The sequence below is a fragment of the Microvirga lupini genome (assembly GCF_014191055.1).
GTDB lineage: Bacteria > Pseudomonadota > Alphaproteobacteria > Rhizobiales > Beijerinckiaceae > Microvirga > Microvirga lupini_A.
Genome location: NZ_JACHWB010000007.1, coordinates 70,738 through 84,526 on the forward strand (window position 1 = coordinate 70,738; position 13,789 = coordinate 84,526).

13 protein-coding genes are annotated in these 13,789 nt (G+C 65.6%); 3 read left to right on the forward strand and 10 right to left on the reverse strand.

What is annotated here, in order from left to right:
- Positions 1–20: 20 nt before the first annotated feature.
- Together nusA and rimP are read right to left on the reverse strand one after the other, a co-directional pair.
- Complete coding sequence (gene nusA / locus FHR70_RS20205; RefSeq protein ID WP_183453585.1) at positions 21–1,640, reverse strand: transcription termination factor NusA; 1,620 nt, start codon at positions 1,638–1,640, stop codon at positions 21–23.
- Positions 1,641–1,652: 12 nt separating this feature from the next.
- Entirely contained in the window at positions 1,653–2,282 is a 630-nt protein-coding gene (gene rimP, locus FHR70_RS20210; protein WP_183453587.1) for a ribosome maturation factor RimP, read from the reverse strand.
- A gap of 218 nt (positions 2,283–2,500) precedes the next feature.
- Between rimP and FHR70_RS20215 the strand changes: the two genes are divergently transcribed.
- Genes FHR70_RS20215 through FHR70_RS20225 form a run of 3 tightly spaced genes read left to right on the forward strand, consistent with a single transcriptional unit; the run spans position 2,501 to position 5,480 of the window.
- Positions 2,501–3,532 carry an efflux RND transporter periplasmic adaptor subunit gene (locus FHR70_RS20215; RefSeq protein WP_183453589.1) on the forward strand — a complete coding sequence of 344 codons (1,032 nt, stop codon included), beginning with the start codon at positions 2,501–2,503 and terminating at the stop codon, positions 3,530–3,532.
- Positions 3,533–3,534: 2 nt separating this feature from the next.
- On the forward strand, positions 3,535–4,782 hold the full coding sequence (locus tag FHR70_RS20220) for an FtsX-like permease family protein (protein WP_183453591.1): 1,248 nt from the start codon (positions 3,535–3,537) through the stop codon (positions 4,780–4,782).
- On the forward strand, positions 4,779–5,480 hold the full coding sequence (locus tag FHR70_RS20225; RefSeq protein WP_183453594.1) for an ABC transporter ATP-binding protein: 702 nt from the start codon (positions 4,779–4,781) through the stop codon (positions 5,478–5,480). The genes FHR70_RS20220 and FHR70_RS20225 overlap by 4 nt, the downstream gene beginning before the upstream one ends.
- A gap of 3 nt (positions 5,481–5,483) precedes the next feature.
- Here the strand turns inward: FHR70_RS20225 and trmB are convergent, their stop codons facing one another.
- From trmB to miaB, 8 genes are all read right to left on the reverse strand, one after another.
- The gene (trmB, locus tag FHR70_RS20230) at positions 5,484–6,167 is read right to left on the reverse strand and encodes a tRNA (guanine(46)-N(7))-methyltransferase TrmB (RefSeq protein WP_183453596.1); all 684 of its coding nucleotides are present in this window, start codon (positions 6,165–6,167) and stop codon (positions 5,484–5,486) included.
- Between the two features lie 137 nt (positions 6,168–6,304).
- Positions 6,305–7,483 (reverse strand): methionine adenosyltransferase, encoded by a 1,179-nt coding sequence (metK, locus tag FHR70_RS20235; protein ID WP_183453598.1) that lies wholly within the window; start codon positions 7,481–7,483, stop codon positions 6,305–6,307.
- A gap of 106 nt (positions 7,484–7,589) precedes the next feature.
- Complete coding sequence (locus FHR70_RS20240; RefSeq protein ID WP_183453600.1) at positions 7,590–8,003, reverse strand: helix-turn-helix domain-containing protein; 414 nt, start codon at positions 8,001–8,003, stop codon at positions 7,590–7,592.
- Between the two features lie 49 nt (positions 8,004–8,052).
- Complete coding sequence (gene lnt / locus FHR70_RS20245; protein ID WP_183453602.1) at positions 8,053–9,651, reverse strand: apolipoprotein N-acyltransferase; 1,599 nt, start codon at positions 9,649–9,651, stop codon at positions 8,053–8,055.
- Entirely contained in the window at positions 9,648–10,682 is a 1,035-nt protein-coding gene (locus FHR70_RS20250; protein ID WP_183453604.1) for a hemolysin family protein, read from the reverse strand. Before FHR70_RS20250 ends, lnt begins: the two co-directional genes overlap by 4 nt.
- A gap of 20 nt (positions 10,683–10,702) precedes the next feature.
- Positions 10,703–11,161, reverse strand: coding sequence for an rRNA maturation RNase YbeY (gene ybeY, locus FHR70_RS20255; protein ID WP_183453763.1), 459 nt, complete (start codon positions 11,159–11,161; stop codon positions 10,703–10,705).
- A 14-nt stretch (positions 11,162–11,175) separates the two neighbouring features.
- On the reverse strand, positions 11,176–12,273 hold the full coding sequence (locus FHR70_RS20260; protein WP_183453606.1) for a PhoH family protein: 1,098 nt from the start codon (positions 12,271–12,273) through the stop codon (positions 11,176–11,178).
- 69 nt (positions 12,274–12,342) lie between these two features.
- Positions 12,343–13,701 (reverse strand): tRNA (N6-isopentenyl adenosine(37)-C2)-methylthiotransferase MiaB, encoded by a 1,359-nt coding sequence (gene miaB, locus FHR70_RS20265; RefSeq protein WP_183453607.1) that lies wholly within the window; start codon positions 13,699–13,701, stop codon positions 12,343–12,345.
- Between the last annotated feature and the right edge of the window lie 88 nt (positions 13,702–13,789).

Genomic DNA, 13,789 nt, shown 5'->3' on the forward strand with positions numbered 1-13,789 from the left:
TCGCTTTGCCATAACCGGATTTAAGACGGCTGAGCCTCGGTCTCGGCCTCTTCGGCCGATCCCTCGGTCTCAACAATCTCTTCCGGCTGCTCGATCCAGCCCGCCTTCACGCGGGCGGCCATGATCATGTTCTCGGCGTCCGCACGGGACACGTCGAAGCCGTCGAGCGCACCCTTGTAACGGGTGGCCTCGGGACCGCGGCCTTCCGTCCAGCCGACGAGATCGTCGGTGGCGCAGCCGGCCAGGTCCTCGACATTCTTGATGTCGTTCTCGCCCAGAGCCACCATCATGGCGGTCGTGACGCCGTCGATCTCCTTCAGGTCGTCGGAGACGCCCAATTCCTGGCGGCGGGCGTCGTTCTCGGCCTCGATGCGGGCGAGGTAGTCCTGCGCGCGGCTCTGGATCTCGGCGGCCGTGTCCTCGTCGAAGCCCTCGATGGCGGCGACTTCGCCGGCATCCACATAGGCGATTTCCTCGACGGAGCGGAAGCCTTCGGAGGCCAGGAGCTGGCCTACGACTTCGTCCACGTCGAGCGCGTTCATGAACAGCTCGGTGCGCTCGGCGAATTCCTTCTGACGGCGCTCGGATTCCTCGGCCTCGGTGAGGATGTCGATGTCCCAGCCGGTGAGCTGCGAGGCCAGACGCACGTTCTGGCCGCGGCGGCCGATGGCGAGCGAGAGCTGGTCGTCGGGCACCACCACCTCGATGCGGTCGGCCTCCTCGTCGAGCACCACCTTGACCACTTCGGCAGGCTGGAGCGCGTTGACGATGAAGGTCGCTTGGTCGGGCGACCACGGGATGATGTCGATCTTCTCGCCCTGAAGCTCGCCGACCACCGCCTGGACGCGGGAGCCGCGCATACCCACGCAGGCGCCGACCGGATCGATGGAGGAGTCGCGCGAGATCACGGCGATCTTGGCGCGGGAGCCGGGATCGCGGGCCACGGCCTGAACCGTGACGATGCCGTCATAGATCTCCGGCACTTCGGACGCGAAGAGCTTGGCCATGAACTGCGGATGGGTGCGCGACAGGAAGATCTGCGGCCCACGGGCCTCGCGGCGCACGTCGAAGAGATAGGCGCGGATGCGGTCGCCCGGGCGGAAGGTCTCGCGGGGAATGAGCTCGTCGCGGCGGATGATCGCCTCGCCACGGCCAAGATCGACGATCACGTTGCCGTACTCGACGCGCTTGACCGCGCCGTTGACGATCTCGCCGATGCGGTCCTTGTATTCCTGGTACTGGCGGTCGCGCTCGGCGTCGCGCACCTTCTGGACGATCACCTGCTTGGCCGATTGCGCCGCGATGCGGCCGAAATCGAAGGGCGGCAGAGTGTCGGCGATTACGTCGCCCACCTGAGCGGCCGGGTTGTGGCGGGTGCGGGCCTCGGCCAGCGTAATCTCGCGGGAATCGTTCTCCACCGCGCCGTCCTCGACCACGAGGAGGTGCCGGGACAGGCGCAGCTCGCCGGTCTTCGAGTTGATCTCGGCATGAATGTCGGTCTCGGCGCCGTAGCGCGACCGGGCCGCCTTGGCGATGGCATCCGCCATGGCGTCGAGAACGATCTGCTTGTCGATCACCTTCTCGCGGGCGACCGCATCGGCGATCTGCAAGAGTTCAAGCCTGTTGGCACTGATAGCCATCGAGGTCGCTCCTTAGTTTGGTTTCTTCTGATCGGACGGGTCCTGCGGCTCATCGGGCGCATCCACCACATCCGTGTCTTCATCAAGGTCGTCCGTGGTCGGCGCCGTTCCCCGGCGCAGCGATTCACGGATCAGGTCATCGGTCAGAACGAGGTGAGCCTCGCCTAGATCCGTCAGGGGCAGGCGCGCGATGGGGTCGAGACCCTCCTTCACGTCCGGCAACTCGACAACGAGCTTTCCGTTCTCGACGCCCCGGAGAAAACCCCGGAACCGCTTGCGGCCTTCGAGCGGCACGGCCATCTCGATCTTGGCATCGTAGCCGGTCCAGCGCTTGAAATCGCTCTCACGCACGAGCGGCCGGTCGATCCCCGGCGAGGAGATCTCGAGGTGGTAGGCCGTGTCGATGGGATCCTCGAGGTCGAGCACCGGCGAAATCGCCCGGCTCACGGTCTCGCAATCGCTCACCGACATGGTGCCGTCCGGCCTCTCGGCCATGATCTGCACCGTGCATCCATTCGCGCCGGTGACCCGCACCCGCACGAGGTTGAAGCCCAGATCCTCGATCACAGGCTCGACGATGGTCGCCACTCGGGCTGCCACGCCGTTCTCGGTAATCAGCCGCTTGTCGCGTTCGTTTGTCATGGCTCTCCGCACGCTCCGGCATTCAGGCAATAAAAAAGAGCGGACCCGGCGGGGCCCACTCTTGACCAGCAGCTTGACGCTGCAACCAGAGCTGACGTCGAACTTATAGCGATTCAAGTCAAAAAAAGCAAGAGTCCTGCAAAAGGACCGTCGGGCACCGCCCTCGGTCACGACAAGGGACCTCCGGAAAGGTCGTCAGTCGCCGCCACGCTTCGCTTATGATAAGGGATCGGTGTTCTTGGAGCCGTTCCGTGAAGCTGTCCCGCCTCATCATTGTCCTGGCGCTGCTGCTCGCGGCGGGAGCGGCCATTTGGCGCTTCAGCCGGCCGCAGGAGGTGGCTCTCGTGTCGCCTCGGCGCGGCGAGGCCGCCGAGATCGTCTATGCCACGGGCATCGTCGAGCCCCGCACCTGGGCCAAGGTGACGCCCCTGCTGCGGGAGCGGATCATCGAGCTGTGCAATTGCGAGGGCGAGGCAGTGGAGAAGGGGGCCGTGCTGGCCCGCCTCGACAGCCGGCAGCCGGAGGCGACCCTGGCCGAATTGCGTGCGCGCCAGAAGCTGAACGCGTCCGATTACGAGCGGATCGCCGCCCTCGTGGAACGGCGGGTGGCGAGCGAGCAGGCTCTGGACCGGGCCCGCAGCGAGCTCGGCCAGATCCAGGCCCTCATCGCCGGCCAGGAGACGCGGCTCGAATCCTATGTCCTGCGAGCGCCGGTGAGCGGCGTCGTGCTGCGCCAGGACGGGGAGGTCGGGGAGGTGGCCGAGCCCGGAACGGTTCTGTTCTGGGTGGGCGAGCCCAAGCCCCTGCAGATCGAGGCCGAGGTGAACGAGGAGGACATCCCCCGCGTCACGGTCGGGCAGCGCGCCGTCCTCAAGGCCGATGCCTTTCCGGATCAGGCGCTGGAGGCGAAGGTCGACTCGATCACCCCGAAGGGCGATCCGGTGGCCAAGACCTACCGGATCCACCTGGCCCTGCCGGATAACACGCCGCTGCGGATCGGCATGACCGTAGAGGTGAATGTGATCGCCCGTGTCGCGTCCGAGGCTCTCCTCGTGCCCACCAATGCCCTTCGCGGCGCCAGCCTCTTCGTGGCGGAGGACGGCGTGGCGAGGCGCCGTGACGTGAAGGTGGGGATCCGCGGCACGGGCAACACGCAGATCCTCGAAGGCCTGAACGAGTCCGGCCGGGTGATCACGCCCTTCCCGGACGATCTCGCGGACGGCACGAAGGTCTCGGAAAAGGGGAGGTAAGCGTGCGCCTCATCCTCGAACTCGCCCTGACCCATATCGCCGGGCGCGGCCGCCAGACCATCGTGGCGATTCTCGGTGTGGCGCTCGGCGTGGGCTTTTCCATCGCCATGGCGGCCCTGATGCAGGGCACCGAGAAGGATTTCATCGCCCAGCTCGTCGACACCATGCCGCATGTGCAGATCTCGGATGAGCGCCGCACGGCGCGCCGGCAACCGGCGGAAGACCTCTTCGCCGCGGCCCAGTTCGAGGGTCTGCGGCCCAAGGAGGACCGGCGCGGCATCCTCAATCCGGCGGCCGCTTTCGCCTCACTGCGCTCCTGGGTGCCCGGCCGCATGGCCCAGAGCCTGCGCACGCAGGGCGTGGTCCGCTATGCGGGTCGCGATGTGGGGGTGTCCATCATCGGCATCGAACCGGAAACCGAGGCCCGGGTCTCGTCGGTGGCGGGCGATTTCGTCGAGGGCAGCTTCGATTCCCTGCGGGCGGGAGGCAACAACATCCTGATCGGTGACAGGCTCGCGCGCCGGATCGGCGCCTCGACGGGCACCACGATCCAGGTGGTCGCACCCACCGGGCAGTCGCGGGGCTTTCGCATCGTCGGGCAGTTCCACACCGGCAACGTCGCCCGCGACGAGGGCGAGGCCTATGTGCTCCTGAAAAGCGCCCAGATCCTCTCCGAGCGTCCCAACGCCATCAACGACATCCGCCTGCGCCTGGACGATCCGGAAGCCGCACCCCGTGTCGCCCGCCAGGCGGAGGCCGAACTCGGCTACAAGGCTGTGCCCTGGCAGGAGGCGAACGAATCGCTTCTGGAGGCGCTCGTGGTCCGCAACGTGGTCATGTACACGGTGGTGGGCGCGATCCTGCTGGTGGCAGGCTTCGGCATCTTCAACATCATCTCTACCATTACTCACGAGAAGGCGCGCGACATCGCCATCCTGAAGTCGCTCGGCTTCACCCAAGGCAACATGCGCCGACTGTTCCTCCTCGAAGGATTGGCCTTGGGGCTGGCCGGCTCGCTGGTGGGCTGGCTTATCGGCTTTGTGCTGTGCTTTGTCCTGTCCCAGGTGGAGTTCAAGGTCTCGGGCGCCGCCATCGGGCGCGAGATGACCAACCTGCCGCTGTTCTGGAGCCCCTGGCACTACGCCATCGCGTCGGCCTTCGCGCTGATCTCGTCGGGGGTCGCCGGCTATCTTCCGGCCCGGCAGGCAGCGCGGCTCAACCCGGTCGACATCATCCGGGGGGCCACATGAGCCTTCTCATCGAAGCCGATCATCTCACCCGCGTCCTGCCCGCCACCGTGCCGGTGACCCTCGTGCGGGACGTGTCGCTGAGTGTGGACGAGCACGAGTTCATCGCCATTACCGGCCCGTCCGGCTCGGGCAAGTCGTCGCTGCTCTACCTGCTCGGGCTCCTCGACCGTCCGACGAGCGGGCATTTGAGGATCGCCGGGCAGGATACGTCGTCGCTGAATGACGATGCTCTCGCCCACCTGCGGCTCGAGATGCTGGGCTTCGTGTTCCAGTTTCACTTTCTCCTGCCGGAATTCTCAGTGCTGGAGAACGTGATGCTGCCCATGCGCAAGGCGGGACGCCTGTCCTCCACGGCCATGCGCGAGCGCGCCGCGAGCCTGCTGGAGGAGCTCGGCCTTGCGGGGCATCTCGACAAGCGCCCGGACCAGCTCTCCGGCGGCCAGCGCCAGCGCGTGGCCGTCGCCCGTGCGCTCGCCAACGATCCCCATGTGGTGCTGGCCGACGAGCCGACGGGCAGCCTCGACAGCAAGAGTTCCGAGCAGGTGTTCCAGATCCTGCGCGACCTCGTGAAGAAGCGCGGCAAGACGGTGATTGCCGTCACGCACGACATGGACATCGCGGCGCGCGTGGACCGGCGCATCCATCTCGTCGATGGTCGGGTGGTGAGCGACGAGCGCGTGGCTCAGGCGGCTGTCTGACGACTAGACCCGTACGAAGGTCAGGTAACTCGGTACGCGGCCTTCGCGGATGGCCTTGGCCTCGTAGCGGGTGCCCGGCCAGCCTTCATAGGGCTTGCGCCAGTCGTCGGCCCGGGTGGCGGTCCAGCGGAAATGCGGGGAGCGCAGGATCCGGGCGAGCACCCAGCCGATATAATCGTCGATATCGCTGGCAAAGCGCAGCTCGGCGCCCGGCTTCATCACGCGGGCGAGCATCTCCAAAGTCTCGTCGGAGACGAGGCGGCGCTTGCGCTGCCGGCGCTTGGGCCAGGGATCGGGATAGAGGATGTAGACCCGGTCGAACGAGGCGTCGGGCAGACTCGGCAGCAGATCGGTGACGTCTTCGTCCCAGACCCGGACATTGTCGAGATGCTCGTGCTCGATCACGGCCAGGAGCTTGGCCATGCCGTTCACGAAGGGCTCGCAGCCGATGATGTTCACGTCCCGATGGGCGCGGGCTTGCGCCGCGAGATGCTCGCCACCGCCGAAGCCGATCTCGAGCCAGGTTTCGCACGCCTGGCGGTTCGGGAACTGGCCCGCGGGGTCGCTGCCCGGGACCACGCGGATCGCGGGCAGCAGGTTCTGAACGAGATCGTCCTGTCCGGCGCGAAGCTTCTTGCCTTTCCGGCGACCGAAGAAGGCACCGGCGCGTTCCGAGGCTTCGCTCATGGGACAAATGCTCCTGAAAACAGCACGGCGCTTTCGTGCAGGACCATGCATTTAGAGCCGGCCCTCCTTCCGGGGAACCGGCTCTCTCTGATGAGGCTTACAGTGGCCGAATTGTCGCCGGCCCGTCGACGCTCCTCCTAGCGGAACGCCGCCTTGAGCTTGTCGGCGAGGTCCGTGCGCTCCCAGGAGAAGCCACCGTCCGCATCCGGCTTGCGGCCGAAATGGCCATAGGCGGAAGTGCGGGCATAGATGGGCCGGTTGAGGCCGAGATGCGTGCGGATGCCGCGGGGCGAAAGGTCCATGGCGTCCATGAGCACGGCCTCGAGCTTGCCCTCGTCCACCTTGCCGGTGCCGTGCAGGTCCACGTAGATCGACAGGGGCTTCGCCACGCCGATGGCGTAGGAGAGCTGGAGGGTGCAGTTGTCGGCGAGACCGGCCGCCACCACGTTCTTGGCCAGATAGCGGGCCGCGTAGGCCGCCGAGCGGTCCACCTTGGTCGGATCCTTGCCGGAGAAGGCGCCGCCGCCGTGGGGAGCCGCGCCGCCATAGGTGTCGACGATGATCTTGCGGCCGGTGAGGCCGCAATCGCCGTCGGGGCCGCCGATCACGAACTTGCCCGTGGGGTTCACGTGCCAGATGGTGTCAGCCGAGATCCAGCCTTCCGGCAGGGTCTGGCGGATATAGGGCTCGACGATCTTGCGCACGTCGTCCGACGAGAGGCTCTCGTCGAGGTGCTGCGTCGAGAGAACGATCTGCGTGGCGGCAACCGGCTTGCCGTTCTCGTAGCGAACGGTGACCTGGCTCTTGGCATCGGGGCCGAGCTTGGCGGCATCGCCCTGCTTGGCCTTGCGGGCCGCGGTCAGGTTCTCGAGGATCTTGTGGGCGTAGTAGATCGGCGCCGGCATGAGGTCGGGCGTTTCGGTGCAGGCATAGCCGAACATGATGCCCTGGTCGCCCGCGCCCTCGTCCTTGTTGCCGGAGGCATCGACGCCCTGGGCGATGTGAGCCGACTGGGCGTGCAGGTACACGTCGATCTCGGCATTCTTCCAGTGGAAGCCTGCCTGCTCGTAGCCGATGTCCTTGATGGCCTCGCGGGCAAGCCCGATCACCGTGTCCTTGGTGATGGAATCAGGGCCGCGCACCTCGCCGGCGATGACCACGCGGTTGGTGGTGGCGAGGGTCTCGCAGGCGACGCGGGCTTCCGGCTCTGCGGCCAGATAGGCATCGACGACGGCATCGGAGATCCGGTCGCAGACCTTGTCCGGATGCCCCTCGGACACAGATTCGCTGGTGAAAAGATAGCTCGAACGCCGCACGACGGAATTCCTTCAGGCAATAGAGAAGGCGGAGCCTGCGGATCCCCGCAGGTCTGAAACCATGCTCATGCCGCAGGCTTCGAGAAAGGTCAAGCGAACGTGTTCTTTATGACGAACGCTCTACCTCTTCTTGGACGGCGAGGGACGCGACAAGCTGGACGATGCTTTTGCGGACTTTGGGGTTCTTGATACCCGTGAAATTCCGGACGAGCTGCAGGCCCTCCGGGGTCGACATCATGTCTGCCACGTAAGTGGGTGGGTTCTCCTCGGCAAAACCGGGTGTAGGCTTCGTGCTCTCGATGCCGTTGAGAAAGAAATGAATGTCGACCCCGAGGATCTTCGCGATCTCGATCAGACGAGCGACGCTGATCCGGTTCATGCCTTTCTCGTATTTCTGAACCTGCTGAAAGGTCAGGCCGAGCATGTCGCCAAGCTTCTCCTGGCTCATCCCGATAGACACGCGGCGCATGCGCACGCGGCTTCCCACTTCCTTGTCGATAGAGCCCGTCGATTTCTTCATTGGCCCCACTTCCTTACCGGATTCACTGTCACGCAAGGTCATGGGTTACTTAAGGAAAAGTTGAATGGCGCCCACGACGTACAACCAGCAGCATTAAGCAGATGACAAGCGTAACCGTCAAAGAAAACTTGCCCCATTTGCTGTAAACAGTGGCAGGTTCCGCAACTGGAAGAGTTGAATCTAGAATGCCTTCAACTGAGAGTGGAATGCGATCCACTATGCGGCCGAAAGGATCGACAATGGCCGAGATCCCCGTGTTGGCGGCGCGCACCAAAGGCAGTGCTTCCTCGACGGCGCGCAGGCGGGCTTGAGCAAAGTGCTGGTAGGGGCCCGGAGTCTCACCGAACCAGGCATCGTTGGTCACATTCAATATGAGATTGGGGCGAGGGCCATCGCTCAGAATCTCTCCCGGAAAGATGGCTTCGTAGCAGACCGTGGCGGCCACCGGCGGCAGACCGGGGATGGATAGCGTCATGCGCTTCCCGGCGGGCTCGAACCCACCCGGGATATGCACGAACTGGCGCAGACCCACCGCCCGGATCACGGCATCGAGCACCTTCGGCACGTACTCGCCGAACGGCACCAGATGCACCTTGTCGTAGGAGCCGAGGATCGTGCCCCGATCGTCGATCACCTGGATGGCGTTGTAGAACTTGCCCACCGCCTCGCCGGGCAGTGGTTCATCCATGCGGGCCGCTCCTGTGATCAGGACGGAGCCGGGCTCAAGGAGGGCAGCAATCTGGGCGAGCGAGCCCGCATCCCGATGGAGGAGGAACGGAAAGGCCGATTCGGGCCATACGATGTGCGTCGGTGCAGCCCCATCGCGGGCCGGTCTCGCACTCAAGGACAGGTAATGCCGCATGATGGCGTCGCGGTTGCGCGGGTTGAACTTGGCGTCCTGGGGCAGGTTCGGCTGCATGATGCGCAGGCGGACATCGGGCACACTGGCGGAAGCCTCCGCCGGCACACGCCAGAAGCCGAAGCCGGCGAGGCCCAGAAGCAGCACGGCTGCGAGAACCGGCGCCATCCAGCGGGCGCGGGTTGTCTGTCCGCTGGCCAGGACAGCCGGAGCCGCGCCGATGCAGAGGCTCAGAAAGGTCAATCCATAGAGGCCGACCAGGGAGGCGGTCTGCATCAGCCAGAGATTCTGGCCGAGCGCCATGCCCGGACTGTTCCAGGGAAAGCCGGTGAAGAGATGGCCACGCAACCACTCGGCCACGGTGACGCCGAGCGCGAAGGCCAGGATGCGCCGGGCGTCAGGCAGCCAGAGCAGGCGGGCGAGCGCAAAGCCGAAGGCGGGGAAGAAGGCCAGAAGCGCCGGCAGGCCCAGGACCCCGAAGGGCATGGCCCAGGCGAACTGATCGGCCTCGACCAGAAAAGCCGCGCCGAGCCACCAGAGCCCGGCAACGAAAGTGCCGAAGCCCCAGAACCAGCCCAGCAGGGCCGCGGCCTTGAGGGGAGCCCAGCGGGACGGCCCCTCCTTCATGGTTCCGTCGAGGAGCCAGATGGCTGGTACCAAAGATAGAACAAGCGCCGGCAGGAATCCGAAGGGCGGCATGGCCAACGCGCCAGTCGCGCCAGCCGCGAAGGCCGCAAGCCATCGGCGCCAGCCTCGCAGGAGGCTGGTGCGCTTTGCCAGCAGGATCATTCGGCGGCAGCGCTTTCAGGGCGCGCGGCGACCGGTTTGCCCTCGGTGATTTCCACTTCTGTCGAGGCCACGGCGCGGCGATGGATGCGAAGCCGCTTCACGCGCCGGGGGTCGGCGTCCAGAACCTCGAATTCGAGGCCGGCCGGACCGACGATCACTTCGCTGCGGGATGGCACGCGGCCGGCGAGCGTCACGATGAAGCCGCCGATCGTGTCGATGTCCTCGGCGCCCTCCTCCTCGGTGAGGTCGACGCCGAGCGTCTCCTTGACCTCGTCGAGGCTCGCGCGGGCATCGGCGATGGTGGTGCCGTCGGCGGCCTGGGTGATCGTGAGCGTCGCATCCTCGTCGTGCTCATCCTCGATGTCGCCCACCACCATCTCGACGAGATCCTCGATGGACACGAGACCATCGGTGCCGCCGTATTCGTCAATGACGAGGGCCATGTGGGTGCGCGTCGCCTGCATTCGCACCAGGAGGTCGATGGCCGGCATGGAGCGCGGCACGAACAGCACCGGGCGCAGGATATTGGCGGAGGCCAGCATCATCGACAGGTCGATCTGTCCGAGGCTCGGCGCAGCCGCCTCGTCACCGGCGCCGGCTTCCGAGGCGCCGCCATCGGCCCGCATGGCGATGAAGTCGAGGAAGTCCCGGATGTGGACCATGCCCTTGGGATCGTCGAGCGTCTCGCCATAGACCGGCAGGCGCGAGTGACCGGCCGTACGGAACAGGCTGAGCAGCTCCCCGAGATTGGTCTCGGCCGCCACCGCCACGATGTCGGCGCGGGGCACCATCACGTCCTCCACCCGGATCCGGTGGAAGGACAGCACGTTCTTGAGCATCGCCCGCTCCTGGGGCGAGAAGTCCGTGTCCTCGACGGTTTCCGCGAGAACATCCTCAAGATCATGGCGGATGGATTCGCGGGATTTCAGGCCCAGCCGGGTCAGAACCCGGTCGTACCAATGGTCGCGTGTGTCGTCTGTCTCGGTGAGGGTTCGGACAGGGCGTTCGCTACGACTTCGATCTTCGTTCATTGCTCTGGGTTGTCAGCCGTTCAAGCTGCCATATCGCGATAGGGATCGGCGATGCCGAGGGTGGCAAGCGCCTTGACCTCAAGACCTTCCATGATCTCCGCCTCCGCCTCGACCTCGTGGTCGTAGCCGAGGAGATGCAGGACTCCATGGACGATCAAATGGGCAAAATGATGCGCGAGCTCCTTGGATTCCTCCTCGGACTCACGCACCAGCGTTTCGTACGCTAGAGCAATATCGCCCAAATAGCGAGGGCCTGTCGCACCAGGCTGCTCGGGGGAGGGGAAAGACAGCACGTTGGTGGGCTTGTCCTTGCTCCGCCAGGTGCGGTTCAATTCCCGGATCTGGGCGTCGTCGGTGAGCATGACGCTGGCCTCGAACGCGCCATCCGCCTCGTAGGTGACGGCAAGCGCGGCCTCGGCGGCCTTCTGGGCCAGGGCCTCCGCGTCTTCGAGGCGGTTCCAGTCCCCCGCCTCGATCATGATGTCGAGGGTGATCACGGCCGGCGGTCCCGATAATCCTGGCGCGGCGGTTCCGGCGGCGCTTCGCGGGCAGCCTTGTCGTAGGCAGTCACGATGCGGCGCACGAGATCGTGGCGCACCACGTCCGCCTCCTTGAAGGTCACGCGGGCGATGCCTTCCACCCCGTTCAGGATACGCGTAGCCTCGACGAGCCCGGATTTCTGCCCCGGCGGCAGGTCGATCTGTGTCGGGTCCCCGGTGATGATCATCCGCGAGCCCTCGCCGAGACGGGTCAGGAACATCTTCATCTGCATCGACGTGGTGTTCTGGGCTTCGTCCAGCAGGACCAGGGCGTTGGTCAGCGTGCGTCCGCGCATGAAGGCGAGCGGCGCGATCTCGATCATGCCGGTCTGCAGGCCCCGGTCCACATGGCGCGCTTCCATGAAGTCGTAGAGCGCATCGTAGATCGGGCGCAGATACGGATCGACCTTCTCGCGCATGTCGCCGGGCAGGAAGCCGAGGCGCTCGCCCGCTTCCACGGCAGGCCGCGAGATGATCAGGCGGTCGACTTGGCCTGCTTCGAGCAGCGACACCGCATAGCCCACGGCCAGCCAGGTCTTGCCGGTGCCGGCCGGGCCTTCGGCGAAGACGAGCTCGTTGGTCTTAAGCGCCTTGATATAGGTGTTCTGCGAGGCGTTGCGGGCACGCACCGGCCCGCGCCGGCGCGTGGAAATCTGATCGAAGGCGGTCAGTCCCGGAGCGGGCTGCTCCTCGGCAGCCGGGAAGAGACTGCCCTGGAGGGTGCTCTCCTCGATGGCGCCGTCTACGTCGCCGGTGCCGAGGGCTCCGCCCTGGCGGGCGCGCTCGTAGAGGCCTTCCAGCACGCGCCGGGCCATCTCGGAGGCTTCCGGCGTACCCTTCACGGTGACCCGGTTGCCGTTGGCGATGGCCGTTACGTCGAGGCGCCGCTCCAGATGGGCGAGGTTCTGGTCGTATTGTCCGAAAACGAGGCTGGCGAGGCGATTGTCGTCGAAGGTGAGGATGATTTCGGCCTCTTCGACGACGCCGGGATGCAAGCCGCTGGGGTTACGTCCCTTTTGTGCACGTGCGGTCGCGTTGTCCGCTGGGCTCAAATGCCTCTCCTCTGATGATCCGCTGCCGGTGTGGCGACGGACGAATATGGGGTCTCGCAGGGAAAGGATCTAGGCCGCGGCCTGGTTGCCGGGCTCGGATATTTCCCCGAACAGGCTGTTCGAGCCTGCTTGAATAATCCGCACCGTCACGATCTCGCCGATGGCATGGCGATCGCTCTCGAACTGCACGGGCTGCAGATAAGGCGACTTGCCGGCCATCTGGCCCGGGTGACGACCCGGCTTCTCCAAGAGAACGTCGAGGGTCCGTCCCACGGTTCCGTGGTTGAAGGCCTGTCTTTGGATTTCCAGCAGATTCTGCAGCCGCGCCAGACGCTCGGCCTTCACGGCCTCGGAAACCTGGGTTTCGATATCGGCCGCTGGCGTTCCGGGGCGCGGGCTGTACTTGAACGAGAAGGAGCTGGCAAAGCCCACATCGGCGATGAGCCGCATGGTGTCCTCGAACTCCGCATCCGTCTCGCCGGGGAAACCCACGATGAAGTCGGAGGAGAGCGCCAGATCGGGCTGCGCCTTGCGGATGCGCTCGATCAGGCGGCGGTACTCGTCGCCCGTGTGCTTGCGGTTCATGACGTCGAGGATGCGGTCGGAACCGGACTGCACGGGCAGGTGCAGGTAGGGCATCACTGCCGGCAGGTCGCGGTGGGCGGCGATCAGTTCATCGTCCATATCGCGCGGGTGGCTGGTGGTATAGCGCAGCCGTGCGATTCCGGGGATCTCGGCGAGGCGGTGCAGCAGCCGTCCGAGCGACCACACGGCGCCGTCAGGTCCCTCGCCGTGATAGGCGTTCACGTTCTGGCCGATCAGGGTCAGCTCGCGCACGCCCGCATCGGCGAGCCGCAAGGCTTCATCCACGATCTTGGCCACGGGACGGGAGACCTCGGCCCCGCGGGTATAGGGCACCACGCAGAAGGTGCAGAACTTGTCGCAGCCTTCCTGGATGGTGAGGAAGGCGGACACGCCCCGGTTCCGGATCGCCGCCTTGGAGGGCTTGGGCAGATGGTCGAACTTGTCCTCGACCGGGAATTCCGTGTCGACCACGCGCTCGGAGCGCGGCTTATTCAAGAGGCTCGGCAGGTTGTGATAGTTCTGGGGGCCCACCACCACGTCGACGGCGGGCGCCCGGCGCAGGATCTCCTTGCCTTCCGCCTGGGCGACGCAGCCCGCCACCACGATCTTGGTCTCGTAGCCTGCAGCCTCGCGCTCCTTTTTCAGTTCGCGCACCCGGCCAAGCTCGGAATAGACCTTTTCGGCGGCCTTCTCGCGGATATGGCAGGTGTTGAGGATGACGAGGTCCGCCTCCTCCATGGCCTTGGTTTCGCTGTAGCCCTCGCTGGCCAGCATGTCGGCCATGCGCTCGGCGTCATAGACGTTCATCTGGCAGCCATAGGATTTGACGAAGACTTTTTTCACGAGGTCGGCCTGTTCTGCTTGCAATCGGGCGGGCGAAGATGAGCGCCCTTTTAAGCCTTTTATGCGTGCAAGAGAATAGCGGCCGTTT

Excerpts from the sequence above, each read along its gene's own strand:
- nusA (WP_183453585.1), bottom strand. The coding sequence starts at position 1,640 with ATGGCTATCAGTGCCAACAGGCTTGAACTCTTGCAGATCGCCGATGCG.
- ybeY (WP_183453763.1), bottom strand. The coding sequence starts at position 11,161 with ATGATCGAGGCGGGGGACTGGAACCGCCTCGAAGACGCGGAGGCCCTG.
- rimP (WP_183453587.1), bottom strand. The coding sequence starts at position 2,282 with ATGACAAACGAACGCGACAAGCGGCTGATTACCGAGAACGGCGTGGCA.
- FHR70_RS20225 (WP_183453594.1), top strand. The coding sequence starts at position 4,779 with ATGAGCCTTCTCATCGAAGCCGATCATCTCACCCGCGTCCTGCCCGCC.
- FHR70_RS20240 (WP_183453600.1), bottom strand. The coding sequence starts at position 8,003 with ATGAAGAAATCGACGGGCTCTATCGACAAGGAAGTGGGAAGCCGCGTG.
- lnt (WP_183453602.1), bottom strand. The coding sequence starts at position 9,651 with ATGATCCTGCTGGCAAAGCGCACCAGCCTCCTGCGAGGCTGGCGCCGA.
- FHR70_RS20215 (WP_183453589.1), top strand. The coding sequence starts at position 2,501 with ATGATAAGGGATCGGTGTTCTTGGAGCCGTTCCGTGAAGCTGTCCCGC.
- FHR70_RS20250 (WP_183453604.1), bottom strand. The coding sequence starts at position 10,682 with ATGAACGAAGATCGAAGTCGTAGCGAACGCCCTGTCCGAACCCTCACC.
- trmB (WP_183453596.1), bottom strand. The coding sequence starts at position 6,167 with ATGAGCGAAGCCTCGGAACGCGCCGGTGCCTTCTTCGGTCGCCGGAAA.